General features: G+C 38.6%; 13 protein-coding genes and 1 pseudogene. 4 read left to right on the forward strand and 10 right to left on the reverse strand.

Annotated elements, in window-relative coordinates; all coding sequences use genetic code 11:
- Window positions 1-63: 63 nt before the first annotated feature.
- The 3 genes and pseudogenes from BW961_RS22005 to BW961_RS22015 form a co-directional block, all read right to left on the reverse strand.
- The gene (locus tag BW961_RS22005) at window positions 64-1,716 is read right to left on the reverse strand and encodes an ABC-2 family transporter permease (protein ID WP_068583600.1); all 1,653 of its coding nucleotides are present in this window, start codon (window positions 1,714-1,716) and stop codon (window positions 64-66) included.
- Window positions 1,717-1,719: 3 nt separating this feature from the next.
- A pseudogene (locus BW961_RS22010) lies at window positions 1,720-2,514 on the reverse strand (ABC transporter ATP-binding protein).
- A 302-nt stretch (window positions 2,515-2,816) separates the two neighbouring features.
- On the reverse strand, window positions 2,817-3,599 hold the full coding sequence (locus BW961_RS22015) for a YheC/YheD family protein (RefSeq protein ID WP_068584351.1): 783 nt from the start codon (window positions 3,597-3,599) through the stop codon (window positions 2,817-2,819).
- A 189-nt stretch (window positions 3,600-3,788) separates the two neighbouring features.
- Between BW961_RS22015 and BW961_RS22020 the strand changes: the two genes are divergently transcribed.
- Window positions 3,789-4,883 (forward strand): glycosyltransferase family 4 protein, encoded by a 1,095-nt coding sequence (locus tag BW961_RS22020; RefSeq protein WP_068583597.1) that lies wholly within the window; start codon window positions 3,789-3,791, stop codon window positions 4,881-4,883.
- 131 nt (window positions 4,884-5,014) lie between these two features.
- On the opposite strand, the gene BW961_RS22025 is transcribed toward BW961_RS22020, so the two are convergent.
- The 5 genes from BW961_RS22025 to BW961_RS22045 all read right to left on the reverse strand — a co-directional run bounded on the left by BW961_RS22025 (window position 5,015) and on the right by BW961_RS22045 (window position 9,094).
- Window positions 5,015-5,269: a hypothetical protein gene (locus BW961_RS22025; protein WP_068583595.1), complete on the reverse strand. Its 255-nt coding sequence runs from the start codon at window positions 5,267-5,269 to the stop codon at window positions 5,015-5,017.
- Window positions 5,270-5,332: 63 nt separating this feature from the next.
- On the reverse strand, window positions 5,333-6,319 hold the full coding sequence (locus BW961_RS22030) for a siderophore ABC transporter substrate-binding protein (protein WP_068583593.1): 987 nt from the start codon (window positions 6,317-6,319) through the stop codon (window positions 5,333-5,335).
- Window positions 6,320-6,444: 125 nt separating this feature from the next.
- Window positions 6,445-7,203 (reverse strand): iron ABC transporter ATP-binding protein, encoded by a 759-nt coding sequence (locus tag BW961_RS22035; protein ID WP_068583590.1) that lies wholly within the window; start codon window positions 7,201-7,203, stop codon window positions 6,445-6,447.
- The gene (locus BW961_RS22040) at window positions 7,200-8,144 is read right to left on the reverse strand and encodes an iron chelate uptake ABC transporter family permease subunit (protein WP_068583587.1); all 945 of its coding nucleotides are present in this window, start codon (window positions 8,142-8,144) and stop codon (window positions 7,200-7,202) included. The genes BW961_RS22035 and BW961_RS22040 overlap by 4 nt, the downstream gene beginning before the upstream one ends.
- A complete protein-coding gene (locus tag BW961_RS22045; RefSeq protein WP_068583585.1) occupies window positions 8,144-9,094 on the reverse strand; it encodes an ABC transporter permease in 951 nt (316 codons plus the stop codon). Before BW961_RS22045 ends, BW961_RS22040 begins: the two co-directional genes overlap by 1 nt.
- 254 nt (window positions 9,095-9,348) lie before the next feature.
- Here BW961_RS22045 and BW961_RS22050 point away from each other — a divergent pair, with 254 nt between their 5' ends.
- From BW961_RS22050 to BW961_RS22060, 3 genes are all read left to right on the forward strand, one after another.
- Complete coding sequence (locus tag BW961_RS22050) at window positions 9,349-11,430, forward strand: peptidoglycan D,D-transpeptidase FtsI family protein (protein ID WP_068583583.1); 2,082 nt, start codon at window positions 9,349-9,351, stop codon at window positions 11,428-11,430.
- A gap of 125 nt (window positions 11,431-11,555) precedes the next feature.
- A complete protein-coding gene (locus BW961_RS22055; RefSeq protein ID WP_068583578.1) occupies window positions 11,556-12,494 on the forward strand; it encodes a C40 family peptidase in 939 nt (312 codons plus the stop codon).
- A 72-nt stretch (window positions 12,495-12,566) separates the two neighbouring features.
- Window positions 12,567-12,698, forward strand: coding sequence for a DUF4023 domain-containing protein (locus BW961_RS22060; protein WP_076576984.1), 132 nt, complete (start codon window positions 12,567-12,569; stop codon window positions 12,696-12,698).
- Window positions 12,699-12,803: 105 nt separating this feature from the next.
- Here the strand turns inward: BW961_RS22060 and BW961_RS29600 are convergent, their stop codons facing one another.
- Both BW961_RS29600 and BW961_RS22070 read right to left on the reverse strand, forming a co-directional pair.
- Entirely contained in the window at window positions 12,804-12,992 is a 189-nt protein-coding gene (locus BW961_RS29600) for an aspartyl-phosphate phosphatase Spo0E family protein (RefSeq protein ID WP_068583575.1), read from the reverse strand.
- 267 nt (window positions 12,993-13,259) lie between these two features.
- The gene (locus tag BW961_RS22070; protein WP_068583571.1) at window positions 13,260-14,687 is read right to left on the reverse strand and encodes a hypothetical protein; all 1,428 of its coding nucleotides are present in this window, start codon (window positions 14,685-14,687) and stop codon (window positions 13,260-13,262) included.
- Window positions 14,688-14,885: the final 198 nt, after the last annotated feature.

Below are 14,885 nucleotides of genomic sequence, written 5' to 3' on the forward strand. Positions count from 1 at the left end.
CAACAGATAATCAAAAGGATGAATTAGGTAATAGATTTCATCCTAGATCGACACACCCTGTAACTATGGTATTACATTATCCCAGGTGATTCGAAAGGCTCGTCTCCAACTAACCAAATTCACAAATATAAGAAGTATCATATAGATGTAGACGCCATAATTTACAGCGGTACTTAGGAGATGACAGACTGCAAATAACGCTAGAATCACCATGAGTACTAAGATGGGAATCCGTTCACCCTTTCCTGAGACCTGATAGGGCTCTGAGAAAGGAACAGCCTTTCTTAACATTAGAAATGAAACCACGGTATACAGACATATACTCAATAGAAATACAACGACGTCAGGAATAATTCTTAATCCGTAAACCGCGATAAATATGATGCTTACGAATAGGATTAATGGTACAAACAACTTGACTAGGATCGCTTTGAGACTGCCTTTAAATATTGGAGCTAGCTCTCGAACCGGCATGACTTTATAGATCCAGGCCCCTTTGTAGCTGTCCGAGAATTTCAACATGATCATCACCGATGGAATAAATAATGCCGCAGCATACATCAGTAAATAACTTTTACTAGAAGATACCTTGTCCCATTCTTGAAACTGCAAAGAATTAAATAGAAATATAAACGGAAATACAAGAGAAAGGCCTAACGATGGATACACCCTCAACTTGAAGTTCCGGTCATTACGTATCATATCTGAGGTAAACCGAAAGAACATTCGCTCTTCCTGCGTCGAACAGATAAATCTTAATATCCCCATGCCCTTAGGACGTCCCACCCTCTTTCTCGTTCCACTATTATCACTAAGTTTCTGTAGATTCCTCTCAAATGAGGGCATGCACCTAGCATATATATAAACAGATATTAGAGGTACCAATACAGCCATAAGAGAGAAAATCAGAAAAACCTTGTTACGGTCTCCGTGAATAAATAGTTCAAAGGGCGCTGCAAACCATACAGGAATAATAAAATACTGCCACCATTTCCCATCAAATACATAATTAAAGTCTACGATACTAAATAATCGTGATACGAATTGGTAGCCGATCGTCATAACCAAGGTTAAGCCAATTTGCACATAATTAATGATATCTTTCAATTTCTCTCCATCAAAAAACTGAAGCACAACGAGATATAACAACGCCGTTAATACCACAATCAAGATATCTATAAATACCAGTTCAAAGAGGAAGATTACTGAAAACATAATCCCATGGCGGATGGTACCACCAATAAGTGGAGCGATAGCAAGTGCCGCCGTAATGAAGAAAAGATAAATACTAATATGTATAATTTTAGCGGCATGAATGGTTCTTGCATTTACGGGTTTCGTGTCGAGTATCGTCTTGTCTCTAATATCTAAAAGAACGGATGAGAAGTCGGATATTAATGAAGTCAGTACCATGAAGATCAGAATCCCGAATACGAGACTCATTTGAAATATGAAGTTGTCACTCATCATAACAACAGGTGCTAAGACTACTGTACCCAACAAGAGATATAGCCACATGGATCGCAAAAATTTATTCTGATCATCCTTCTCGGGATCTTGACGCGATCCTGTATTCCCGAGCATAGTCGGTACTCTTCTACCATCCATCGTCAACTTCATTTGTAGGATTCTTCTCATGATCACATATTGAATTCCGAATTTCTCAAAAAGAAGACGAAACCGATCCAATACTTTCAATGTTCTGAATTCATTCATCGATTACACCTCTTGTACAATAGAGACCATACGCTTGGCTATGTCTTTATGATCGTGAGATCCGGTGAGTTGACTGAATACTTGCTCCAGAGATCCTTCCTTGGATTGTTGTTGCAGTTCGTGAAAGCTACCATCTGCTATGATCTTTCAGTTATCTAGTAAAATAATGCGGTTGCTGATCTTCTCTACCACATCCATAATGTGAGAGGAATAGAAGATGGTCTTGCCTTGAGCGGCTAAACAAGCTAGTAATTCTTTCACAACCATGACACTATTGGCATCTAGTCCGCTCAGAGGTTCATCTAAGAATAGAATCTCAGGATTATGTATTAAGCTTGCGATCAATAGTACCTTCTGCTTCATCCCTTTGGAAAAGGAGGAAATTCGTGATCCGTACATGTGGTCTAATTCAAAGCTAGTCATTAATTGAAATGCTTTCTGGTCCGCTCGGGTATATTCCAACCCATATAATTGCCCAATAAACGTTAAGTATTCTTGTGCTGTGAGGCTTTCATAAATATCAGCGACCTCAGGTACATAGCCGATCTTCCTCTTATATTCAACGTCTCCATCTGAAATATCTCTTCCTAGAATCTTTACGTCGCCCTTGTATTCACCTATAAGCCCAAGCAATACCTTCACTGTCGTGCTTTTCCCCGCTCCATTAGGTCCAATATATCCAATAATTTGCCCTTTGAAGACATTTAGGTTAATCCCATGTAGAACCGTCTTATTACCATAATTCAAGACCAGATCACGGATAGAAATGATGGGTTCGCCTACATATTCCAATTTCATTCGCTCCTCTCTAAGGATATCCACATTTTGGTATATACTTACTATACATGTTCTAAATATCCTTTTAAACCTATATATTTGAATCATTAAATATATTATTCCTTTAACAATTAAAATGAGAGACTACAAATAGGGGAGGTGCGTCCTCCTCATCCTACAGTGGCAAAATACACGTTTAATATATCTCGGATTCCAATAATAGTATATCGTTTATATAATGGATCATCAAAATACCTGATTCAACTTCCATCAGGTATTTCAAGGTGTCTTAACTTATTAAGGAAGGCATGATGAATCCGATACTATTTTTTCTTTTTCAAGATACGAATAGGTGCCTTTAACCCTCTATACCTCATTACCTTCCGAAATACAGATTTATCGGCAAGTTTCTTGAAGATATACGGGTCAGGATTCGTATTCACCTCAATAATCCATGGCTTCATGGTCACATCAAGTCCAACATCAACACCAACTTGTCGATAATCGGGATATTTCTGCCGAAGTTGCTTGGCGATCATGACACCCAATTTACTCATTTTCTCTATTACCGATTTCTGTTCATTCAACGATAGATGTGAAGATAACAATTTCTCAATGTTCACGAGTTGACCACCACTATGATAGTTCGTTACGATTTTCCCAAGGTGGGCTACTCTACCAATAATGCCTGTCGTCTCCCAGACTGCCTTAGGATTCAGCTGAACCATAACTCGAACGTCAAATCTACGTTTTTGATATTTCAGTAAATGGATACCCATCTGTACCAAATAACTTCTCTTCTTCGTGACCTTCTTTAAAGATTGAAAAAAAGAAGTATAGTCTTTAAACGTTCGCTTATTCATTTCAATCTGATACTGATATTTATTTACCCCTTGCTTCAATACCTCCGCACGTATAACCCCATTACCATACGTACCTCGTTCAGGCTTGATATAGACCATCTCATATTTAGCTAACATGGACGAAAGGTTTCGACTCGTTAATCTTTGTGTCATTGGAATGTATTGGCTTATCTCGCTGTGACTTAGTAATGCATTTGTTTTGAGCCATTTACTCATAATCGTTCCCTTTCTTTTCCCCTTCATATCCAACCTCACTTTCCTTGAATGAATTGAACTACAGCGATCATGACCACCTCAACAATCCCAAAATCTATATATTATATTCAGCCCTATACTTCTTTGCATAGACCATAAGACCATACCTTTTCAAAAGAAACAGCATATCTTAGAGAAACAACTTCGTTGTACCTGACAGATAGGGAGGATAGAACTATGCACATTCTTATCGTTGCCCCAGAGCAAATACCCGTTCCAGGTAGCGGTTCTGTAGAAATATGTATTCTCGCAATAGCTAAGCAACTCTCAACCAAACATCAAGTTACCATTATCAGCAGACGTACCCGTTCTTTAGCCCATGAGAGTCAGATCGGTCATGTCAAAATTATTCGAGTAGCCTCAGGAAGTACTTCAACTTATATTTCTTCTGTACTTAACTATATGAAAGGGAGAACCTATGACTTTATTCAAGTCGATAATCGTCCATACTATATGGCTCGCATTAAACAAGCTTTCCCACACACACCTGTCTCTTTATTCCTTCACTCTTTAACGTTTGTTCCTCTTAAGCCACAAATATCAAAACATTTAAGAAAAGCAGATCTTATCATCGCTAATAGCCGTTCACTTCAGCAAAAACTAACCTCACGGTTCCCCCATGTAGCAAAGAACATTCGTATCGTTGAGTTAGGCGTCGATGTCTATCGGTTCCGCTCAAGCACAGTAGCTGAGAAAAAAAAATGTAGAAAAGAATATAGACTTGGGAATGCCTTCACCATTCTTTTTGTAGGGAGAGTCATTCCGCAAAAGGGAGTTCCAGTACTCATTAAAGCCTCACATCTTGTGCGTAAACACATACCCGTACAACTGGTTGTAGTGGGTAGAGCAAGCCCATCCTACTTGAGGCGCCTTAAGCGACAGGCTCGAGCCTTAGGCGTACCCATGAAATATATAGGGAAAATACCCCATGCCAAGATTCATAAGCTATACCATCTAGCAGACTGCTTCGTCTGTCCATCTCAGAAACACGAAGCCTTTGGCCTCGTTAATATAGAAGCTATGGCCTCGGGGGTTCCTGTTATTGCCTCACGAAATGGAGGGATTCAGGAGATCGTAAATCATGGACACAATGGTTACCTAGTAACTCAATATCACAGACCCGAAGGGTTCGCAGACTATCTGCTTAAATTAGCTCAGAATAAAAATCTCAGAAGAAACATGGGTAAGAATGGGCGCGCTGATGTACTGCAACAATTCACATGGAACCAGACTGCAGCGAAGCTGTCCGCTCTCTATTACAAGGAACAATAACAACAGGCACCTCAAATTCGAGGTGCCTGTTGTTATGAAATCCCCTAGTGACCTAGAAAACTTATGATTGAATCCTATAAAAAAACCTGCCGAGATCATGTTCTCGGCAGGTAATAGGTTACTATCCTTTATTAGAAAAAGAATCTTCTTCTAGGTGTTGCCACTAGCACTATCGCAAGTAAATCGAAGAGGACTAATGGAAGAATGAATGGTGCAAATGAGGTATGAGCTTTGTTATGACTCTTAACAGAAGAAACCTTCAGGTACATTTTTGTAGAACTTACCTTGATAATTTCCCCATAAAAAGTACTTCCATACTTTGTTTTGACCTTAACATGTTTATTTAGGTGCTTTCTAGCAGTTCTGTAATGGGATTTAGTTGACATGAATGATGCCCCTCCCTTCCATCCCAATATATGAACGGGATGGAAGGGCGGTGTGGGCAGTTATTACTTAATCGCTGCACCAATTTCATTAATCATTTCTTCCATGGATACAAGTCCACCACCGGATAGGTACCAGTAGTTAGGATCAAGATAGACAATATGTCCTTCTTTGAAAGCCTTCGTATTCTTCACTAGATCGTTCTCAATAGTATCCTTAGCAGGAGCTGTTTTTGTACCTTTAGTTGCAACAGCACTGTCACGATCTACTACAAATAGATAGTCCGGATTCTTCTCTGCTACGAACTCAGAAGTGACACTTTGTCCGTGAGTGGACACTTCGATCTTAGGATCTGCTGGTGTAAACCCTAATACATCATGAATAATTCCGAATCTGGAACCAGGTCCATATGCGCTTAGTTTACCCTCATTAGCAAGTACAATGAGTCCATTCTTACCACTTGCTGTTGCTTTATCATGAATATCTTTAATGGAAGCATCAATCTTAACTAGCGCTTCATCAATCTCTGCTTGTTTATCAAAGATTTGACCTAGCGTATTCATATTTTCTTTGAAAGATTCTACTAATTTTGCATTGTCTACGCCTAGGAAAATCGTTGGAGCTATTTTATTCAACTCTTCATAAGCAGGCTCTTGTCTTCCAGAGATAATGATAAGGTCAGGATCAAGCGCATTGATTTTCTCGAAATCAGGCTCTTTCAAGCTTCCTACGTTAGCATATTTCTTATCTTCATATTTCTTAAGGTATGGAGGGATGTTAGCTTGTGGTACGCCAGCTACCTCAACACCTAATTTATCAAGAGAATCCAATATGCCGAAGTCAAACACTACGACTTTCTTAGGGTTGGTCTGTACTTTAGCTTCGCCTAGTTTGTGTTTGATCGTCAATTCTTTGCTCTCTGTTGGTGTTGCTGCATTCGTCTTATTCCCTGCTGGCTCTGTCGTTTCTGTCTTAGCATTATTATTGCCGCATGCAGCCATTACTACAGCCATCATTACAGTCATTATGATCATGAGTACGTTCTTTTTCAATTCAATTCACTCCTAGCTTGTATTTGTAATGCTATTAAAATCATTGATGATCCGTAAACTCCACACTGGCGCCTTTACATATGGGGTGTACAAACATCATAATTTCCCAAATTAAAGTTCCTCATTTAAGCGAAATACACACATATTTTATTGTCATTGATATCTTCAATATGAATATCCATACCATACACATCTTGGAGGACTTTATTATCAATAATATCTTGTGTAGCACCCTCTTTAACGATTCGTCCATCCTTAAGGGCAACGATATAATCTGAATAGACGGAGGCGAAATTAATATCATGGATAACGATAATGACCGTTTTCCCCAGTTCATCAACCATCCGTCTTAGCACTTTCATAATCTGTACGGAGTGTTTCATATCTAGATTGTTGAGCGGTTCATCTAGCAAAATATAATCTGTATTCTGCGCAATGACCATGGCGATATATGCTCGTTGGTTCTGTCCACCACTTAATTGATCTAAGTATTTGTCTTGAATGTCTTCAAGATCCATGTATGCAATCGCATCATTCACATACTTCCAGTCTTCCGTGGTTAACCTGCCTTGCGAATATGGAAATCTTCCAAAGCTCACTAGTTCCTTAATGGTCAATCGAATGTTAATATTGTTCGACTGTTTCAGAATGGAGATTTGCTTAGCTAGATCATTACTCTTAATCTTGCTAATATCCCGTCCTTCAATGAGAATCTCACCTTGATCCTTCGTTGTAAGACGACTGATCATCGAGAGAAGCGTACTTTTCCCTGCACCGTTAGGTCCTATAAAAGAAGTAATCGTACCCTTCGTAACCTGAAGTGAAACTTGATCGACGACATGTTTACCTGCATACTGTTTAGAAACATTTCTTACTTCTATCACGACTTATTCTCCTTTAACAGAAGATATATAAAGTACGCTCCCCCAACGAAGTTGATAATGACACTTAACGTGGTGGAGAATGTAAATACCTTCTCAACAATGAACTGTCCTCCGATTAATGCGATGATGCTTATAAGAATGGAACCTACAATTAAGTATTTGTGTTGATATGTTTTGAGAAATTGATGCGCCACATTAACCACTAGAAGTCCTAAGAAGGTAATCGGACCTACCAAAGCCGTTGCGATCGACATCAGAATGGCTACCACAACGAGCAGTCTTTTAACAACATAATCGTAATTGACGCCTAGATTAACCGCCTGATCTCTTCCTAGCGAAATGACATCTAGATACTTAATGAATTTCAAGAAATACAGCGTTACACCAAATATCCCAATAATCGAAATGATTAATAAATCTGTATTCACATTGTTGAAGCTAGCGAACATTTTGTCTTGCAACATCAAGAATTCATTAGGATCAATGAGTACCTCCATAAATGAAGATATGCTTCCAAAAAACGTCCCTAAGATCATCCCAATTAACAATAGAAAGTATATGTTACTCTGGCCTTCTTTTCGGAAAAGAATCTTGTAGAATACACCTGAGAACCCGATCATTAACGCAACAGAAATCACGAAATTAATATTACGATCTGAAGATGTTAACGTTGTAGATCCAAAAGCATAAATAATAAAGGTCTGAAACAACATGTATAAGGAATCTAAACCTAGAATACTAGGTGTCAAAATACGATTGTTCGTAATGGTCTGGAACACAACTGTAGAGAAAGCAATCGCACTCCCCGTAATCACCATAGCCAGAATCTTCTTACCTCTTCTTGGAAGGACATAATCCCAATGACCACCGGTTTGATACAAAAGGAACAAAGCAATAAGTGCGATTACAATAACGAATAAAATACTAAGCTTCACCTTCATTATGCATATGCCTTTCTTCTAATAAGTAAGTAGATAAAGATTCCGCTTCCGATAACGCCAACGGTAAGACCAATTGGTATTTCATAAGGAAATATAATAAGTCGACCTAAGATGTCACAGAATAGAAGGAATACTGCTCCTAATAACGCGGTATGTGAAAGACTCTTCTTCAGATTGTCTCCTAGATAGATCGTTACAATATTCGGGACAATCAGACCCAAGAAGGGAATCATCCCAACCGTTAGTATCACGATCGAGGACACTGCTGCTACAATAACAAGTCCGATGTTTACGACTTGCTTATAATTCAACCCTAGGTTCTTCGCGAACTCCTCACCCATACCGGCAATCGTGAACCGATTAGCAAATAGGTACGCTATAATGACGAGCGGAATGCTGATATATAACATTTCATAGCGGCCCTTCAAGATCACTGAGAAATCTCCCTGCAACCATGATGCCATATTCTGAATGAGATCATTCTTATAGGCAAAAAATGTCGTGATTGAACCGACTACATTCCCAAACATAATTCCTACTAGCGGAATAAAGATGGCATCCTTATATTTCACCTTGTCTAGAATCTTCATAAAGATAAAGGTTCCTAGTAGAGCAAAGATGAACGCAACTACCATTTTCTCTAGCGAAGTGACATTCGGAAACACCATCATAGCGACGAGGATTCCGAACCTTGCTGAATCCATTGTTCCTGCCGTCGTTGGCGACACAAATTTATTGCGAGTCAACTGCTGCATAATTAAACCGACAATACTCATACTCATACCCGCTATAATGATGCTAATTAGACGAGGTATTCGACTTATCATTAACGTCTGTAATTGTTGATCTGTTAAATGGAAGATATCCATTGGAGAGATATCCTTAACTCCGATGAAAATTGAAATAAATGAAAAAATAACAAGTGTAATAAGCAAATATCTCTTTTTCATATTTCTTACCTTACTCTTCCTGAATTATAGGTTTAATGGATATTAATTAAGAATGATATTCATTATCATTTAGCCATAAATTTAATTATACCTTCATACTAAGTATTGTCAATGAAAGTTGAATATTTTTAGAGTCGAATTCATTCGTTTATACCTCATCTTTGGAATAAAATGGTATAGTGTAATGAGTGATTATTATCTCCTATGTTCAATTATCGCTTCTAACAACTCATTCATGAGATTGGAGTGCATTTATGTTCAATATGAATCAAGCAGCGAATAAAGATCCAAGAAGGGCATACTTCGCCCTGAGAATTAACGTATTCTTTTTCAGTACATTTATCATTTTTTGCGTCATTATTGTTAGATTAGCCATCCTACAGTTTGTAGAAGGATCCACCCTGACCGAGAAGGAAACGAATGGATTAATAAAAACCGTCGCTCTATCTCCCATTCGAGGAATTATTTATGATGATACGCACACCAAGCTAGCTTATTCTACCCCTATTCGATCTCTTTTCATTACCTTGATGGAAGATTATAGCTTGGCCAAGGAAGACATCTTAATCAAGAAGAAAAAACCGCTTGTCCGACCTGCTGCTTTTCAATTAGCTAAGGAAATGGAGCAGGCATTCATCAAATTAGATCCCAAAGGGGAGAAGCTAACCCAACAGAATATCATTGATGCAATGGACTTGGAATTCCTCAAGGGCCCCGGATATCAGCCTCGACGGATTAAGACTGATCTTAACCCGGCTGAAATTGCTTATTTCTCAGAACATAAAACGGCCTTTCCTGGTATTGAAATTGAAATCGCTGAAGAGAGCCTTCGTCATTATAATCCAGAGACGATAGCCGTCCAGACGGTAGGTTATATTAAATATTTTAAAAGCTCAAAGGAAATTTACAGTAAAATAGATGCAGTTCAGAAGGTGAAAGGCACCCAAAAGAACCCTGGATTAACCTATACAGAAGATGAAATTGTCGGATATGACGGTATAGAATTCTCCTTCCAAGATGAACTCAGAGGCGAGAATGGGTATAAAGAAGTTTCAGTCAACGCCCAGAACATGCCGATAGCCGTCGAACGAGTTATCCCTCCCAAAAAAGGCCACGATATCTATTTAACCATTAATAAAAATGTACAGTTGAAGGCAGAGCAAGCTATCACAGAACAGTTACAATGGCTACATACCAATATGGTCCCCGGAAAAACCCATCAAAATGCAATAACAGGGTACGCAGTAGCGATGGAAGTGGATACCGGGAAAGTAATTGCGATGGCTAGCATGCCCGATTATAACACGAATGTATGGAAATCGTCAGGAAGTAAGAACATTTCTACCGAAGACTATGAACGGATTAAGAATAATTACCAGAATGGTACGATCACTCCGTATAGTTCTGGTAAATCTGTAAACGATCTAGATTCAATCTTACTCCTCGGTTCGACCATTAAGCCGCTCACTGTATTAATTGGATTAGAAGAAGGTCTATTTAAAACGACGGATACTTATATCGATCAAGGAGTAACCTACATCGGTAAAGAAGGTCATGAACAACCGATTCGTAATTCCTCTGGTCATGTCATTGGTGCGATGCGTCCCTCCAAAGCAATAAAAGAATCATCCAATGTCTTCATGGTCGACATGATCGGTAAGAGGTTAAATAAGAAATATCCCGGAGATGAAGGAGTTCACGTCTGGGATAGGTATATGAAAAAATTCGGACTCGGTGTATCTACAGGAGTCGATCTACCTAATGAATACTTTGGTAGACTTGAATACATGAATAAGGAACAAGCAGGAAGTAATCTGGCAGCCTTAGCCTATGCTTCCTTCGGCCAACAAGGCAAATATTCGACCCTACAGTTAGCTCAGTATACGACAATGTTAGCCAATGAAGGTAAGAGAATGAAGCCACAGCTTGTCAATGAAATCAAAGAACAGGACGGAACACTCGTTAAGAAATTCAAGCCTGTAGTACTCAATGAAATCAAGTTAGATAAGCGCTACTGGCAAGAAATCAAACAAGGTATGAATACGACCGTAAGTGCTTTTGAAGGATTCCCTTACGATTTCGCAAGAAAGACGGGTACTTCTGAACAGAAGGCAAAAGGGAAAATGAGAGATAACGGGATATTCATCGCCTATGCCCCACGTGATAATCCTAAGCTCGCTATCGCTGTTGTCGTGCCCGAGGGTGGGTTCGGAGCTCAAAGCGCTGCGCCTATCGCTCGTAAGATCTTTGACGCATATGATCAAGAGTATGGACTTGATGGAAATCCAAAGAAGTACACCCCTATAACAGAAAGCACTTCTTTATCCGTTCGTTAATAAAAAAGCATATAATGACACACATTATACGTAAAAGCAGCCTCGGGTTAGAGGGAAATGAGATACAACTTCTCATCCCCCTCTATCCTCGAGGTTCTACTATATGAATAATGGAGCGTGCGTATATGCTAAAGCCAACCCCTCATGCAAACCGAAAAGTAACACTAGGGATTACCTGTATCCTCCTAGTACTATGTACGTCCTGCAGTAGTAGTAAGACTGCCAATGATACTAACCCTCCTACGAATACTGTTAAGACAAAGGGCACCCACTCCCACTCTTCTCCTACTACAGCTGGAACATTTACCGATCAAGTCCTATATACCGATTATTCAGGAAAGACTTGGATACCGTTACAGACCGCCGTTCAATCCCTAGGTCTTCGTATGAAAGATTCTGGGAACGCCGTACAGATCGGTTATACCGATCCGATGTATAAGGCGTACCTTGGGCAAGATCAAGCCTCTTCATTAGGGAAAACTGTCAAAATAAAAGACGCACCTATCCGTTGGAATGGCCAATTGTATCTAACATCCGATTCCCTCTCAAGTCTGCTTGATACGAAGGTTAAATGGAATCAAAGATATCATCGAATAGAGATTTCACCTCTTCATGATGACTCACCGCCGAGTAATACAACCCAAGCGAAGTCCTTGCGCATCGCTAGCACATCAACTGACACGGGTGAACTCATCTCCTATGCCAAGACGTTTCTAGGAGTCCCCTACGATTTCGGAGCGGCACCGTATGAGCAATCAAAGAAATTTGATTGTTCCACTTTCACACAACATGTGTTCAAGAAATTCAATGTAGATTTACCGAGACTGGCTAGAGACCAAGGTAAAGAGGGTCGTTCGGTTACAAGGGACAACCTGAAAGCTGGCGATCTAATCTTTTTCACCGTTCCTGACCGATTTGAAAGTAACGCAATTCCTGGTCATGTAGGGATTTATATGGGAGATGGGAAGTTTATTCATACATGGGGTGGCCCAGGCGTACAGATTAGTGAATTGGACACAGGTTACTGGAGTAAAGTAATACTCTTTATGCGAAGTGTATTATAAATTAAGGCATTCATGAATCGGAGCATTCGTGGAAATAGTATGAGAGTAGTATATCCGAGGAGGTCAGTGCAAATGGACAACACACATGAGTTTGTAGAGAAATTACATGATACGCAGGAGAAAGCGGCACGAAATAAGAAGCATCAAGGTAAAGGAGCCCCAAGTCAAAAATTGGCTACTAAGCAACACGGAACTCAGAAATAGACAAAAATAAATAACGGTATCGTTTCTTCAGTGAGACGATGCCGTTGTATTCATAATCGCTATAAGATTTTAAATACTATATCCCTATATAGTCTAGCTTGTTTATTATTTATCCATGATATTTATTTGCTGAATACATTCCGTGATCTTCTTACGAAAGTACTCATTGATAATATGATCAAGCTGTTCGGATTTCATCAGTACTCTCTCATCTTCAACACCATAGATGCTAGCTAGCGTATTCAATTCATTTCGTCTGAACTCGATCAAACTGTATACTGCTCTTATGTCCAATATGCTCCCTCCCTGTTTACCAATACCTATCATATTATAACAAGTTACCAAATTGTTACTATTAGGTGTTTGTATATATTCAATTTCAATTAATATTACTATATTAAACTCATCTTCATTTACCAAAACAAAAAAAGAGCCCTCGGAGAACTCCGAAAGCTCTTGGAATGAAATTATGGTAAGAATAACGATCAGATATTACCAATACCATGGCCTAATGGTTGAATTACCGCATTAGAATCAATAGGTTGTCCGATTAGAATAATGCTACTTAAACTGATAACTAAAATTAACGAAGCCATTACTGTTTTCATGGTTGTTCCCCCTTTTAATTAAATTATCATATTCTTTCAGTTCTTCTTGCGAGGCGTAACTTCTATATTTCTCAAATAATGATATAGAATCTATTACACCTCCTTTTTTGTTAATAATAGCATAAATTGTAATACTTTGAAATATATTTCTAATTGCTTCTCTATATCTCTTATTACCAAATTGGTATATTGCAATCTGATAACAAAGATTCGCACACTTCAACCTATTTAAGGAAAGCATGTATCCGTTACTTAATTTTAATAACAAGTCATCACTCTGATATTCCTGAATAACATCTTTAAATTTCTCCAGAATATGATTCACTGAGAGTCCATGTGTGTTAGCTGATTTCATTATTGTTAAAAGACCTGGAAGAATTTCATTCGGATTATCTTGCAATAATTGTATGTACTCTGGAAAAACACTTACATTACCCATAAGGATCTCTAATGTATACATGTTACCTATCGCCCAAGTACGGTATCTCTCCACTGATAAGTGGCCATTCTCATCTAGCCCTTCAAACCAGCTTAAATCCGCGTATACAGAAACATATTTCATAGATTCTTTATAGCGACCCCCATGTTCTAATACTACTCCCTTTACCAAGTAACCGTAACCGTAGTATGTGACCAATGGTCTATCTGTTACTAACTGTTCATAAGGTCTCTTTCCTAACATTTTACGTTTCTCATTCTTGATTACAATATTAGAAAGAAGAATCAATTCATCTGCATAATGCTCGGTTTTATCCCATTTATTCATAGCATAGCAAGTGTTAATTATCTGAAATAAAGCATCTAGCTGATAATTTTCCGGTAATCTCTTACGATAATGAACAAACTGAAGTGTAACCTCCATATTATGTTCCGCATCAAGTCCAATAGAGGCTCTAAATATACGGTATTGGCTAATCGCAAGCCTCTCCGAATGTTGATATCGCTCATGCTCAGCAACACATTTATAATATATGATAGATTCCTTCGTCTTCCCACTGGTATACAGATTCTCAGCAAGAGAGAACACCAACGTTAAATAAGTTAGATTCTCCATTAGCCTAGACAATACCTGAGCAATCGTGTCCTCTTTACCAAGCTCCGAACAGCGGATTAGAAATGAACCTATCCGTCTACCATTCGGCTTCTCATTTGCGAAACATTCTTCCACAAACAATTCATATAATGCTCCCTCGTCATAACCAAGCGCTTTTGTAATGAGATCAATTTGTCGTACAGATATAGGTTTGGGTGGATTATTGTTAAGAATCGCACTAATTACGCCCTTATTAATTCCTGAAGCTTGTCCAAAACTACTAAATGAATGTCCAAATCGCTCTAAATGATTTATTATTTCTGACCGAATCGTGGTTGCCGGACTCATTCCATCACCCCTATCACAGAAAAGTTCTCTTTCGCTAGCAAAACCTAATTAAGTATTCTCTCCTATATAATTACAATTATACGAAAATATTGATATGTGGTCAATTAATAAATATACAAAATATACAAATAAATATTCAGAACTTACTATATGTATTTACGCAAAAAAAGATAGCCTCATCAAATGAGAGCTACCTTA

It is taken from the genome of Paenibacillus macquariensis, assembly GCF_900156375.1.
Taxonomy (GTDB): Bacteria; Bacillota; Bacilli; order Paenibacillales; family Paenibacillaceae; genus Paenibacillus_AQ; species Paenibacillus_AQ macquariensis.

Bases quoted from the DNA above. Each gene is read 5' to 3' on its own strand.
- BW961_RS22040 (WP_068583587.1), bottom strand. From the start codon at position 8,144: ATGAAGGTGAAGCTTAGTATTTTATTCGTTATTGTAATCGCACTTATT.
- BW961_RS22020 (WP_068583597.1), top strand. From the start codon at position 3,789: ATGCACATTCTTATCGTTGCCCCAGAGCAAATACCCGTTCCAGGTAGC.
- BW961_RS22015 (WP_068584351.1), bottom strand. From the start codon at position 3,599: ATGAAGGGGAAAAGAAAGGGAACGATTATGAGTAAATGGCTCAAAACA.
- BW961_RS22005 (WP_068583600.1), bottom strand. From the start codon at position 1,716: ATGAATGAATTCAGAACATTGAAAGTATTGGATCGGTTTCGTCTTCTT.
- BW961_RS22045 (WP_068583585.1), bottom strand. From the start codon at position 9,094: ATGAAAAAGAGATATTTGCTTATTACACTTGTTATTTTTTCATTTATT.
- BW961_RS22060 (WP_076576984.1), top strand. From the start codon at position 12,567: ATGGACAACACACATGAGTTTGTAGAGAAATTACATGATACGCAGGAG.
- BW961_RS22050 (WP_068583583.1), top strand. From the start codon at position 9,349: ATGTTCAATATGAATCAAGCAGCGAATAAAGATCCAAGAAGGGCATAC.
- BW961_RS22025 (WP_068583595.1), bottom strand. From the start codon at position 5,269: ATGTCAACTAAATCCCATTACAGAACTGCTAGAAAGCACCTAAATAAA.
- BW961_RS22070 (WP_068583571.1), bottom strand. From the start codon at position 14,687: ATGAGTCCGGCAACCACGATTCGGTCAGAAATAATAAATCATTTAGAG.
- BW961_RS22055 (WP_068583578.1), top strand. From the start codon at position 11,556: ATGCTAAAGCCAACCCCTCATGCAAACCGAAAAGTAACACTAGGGATT.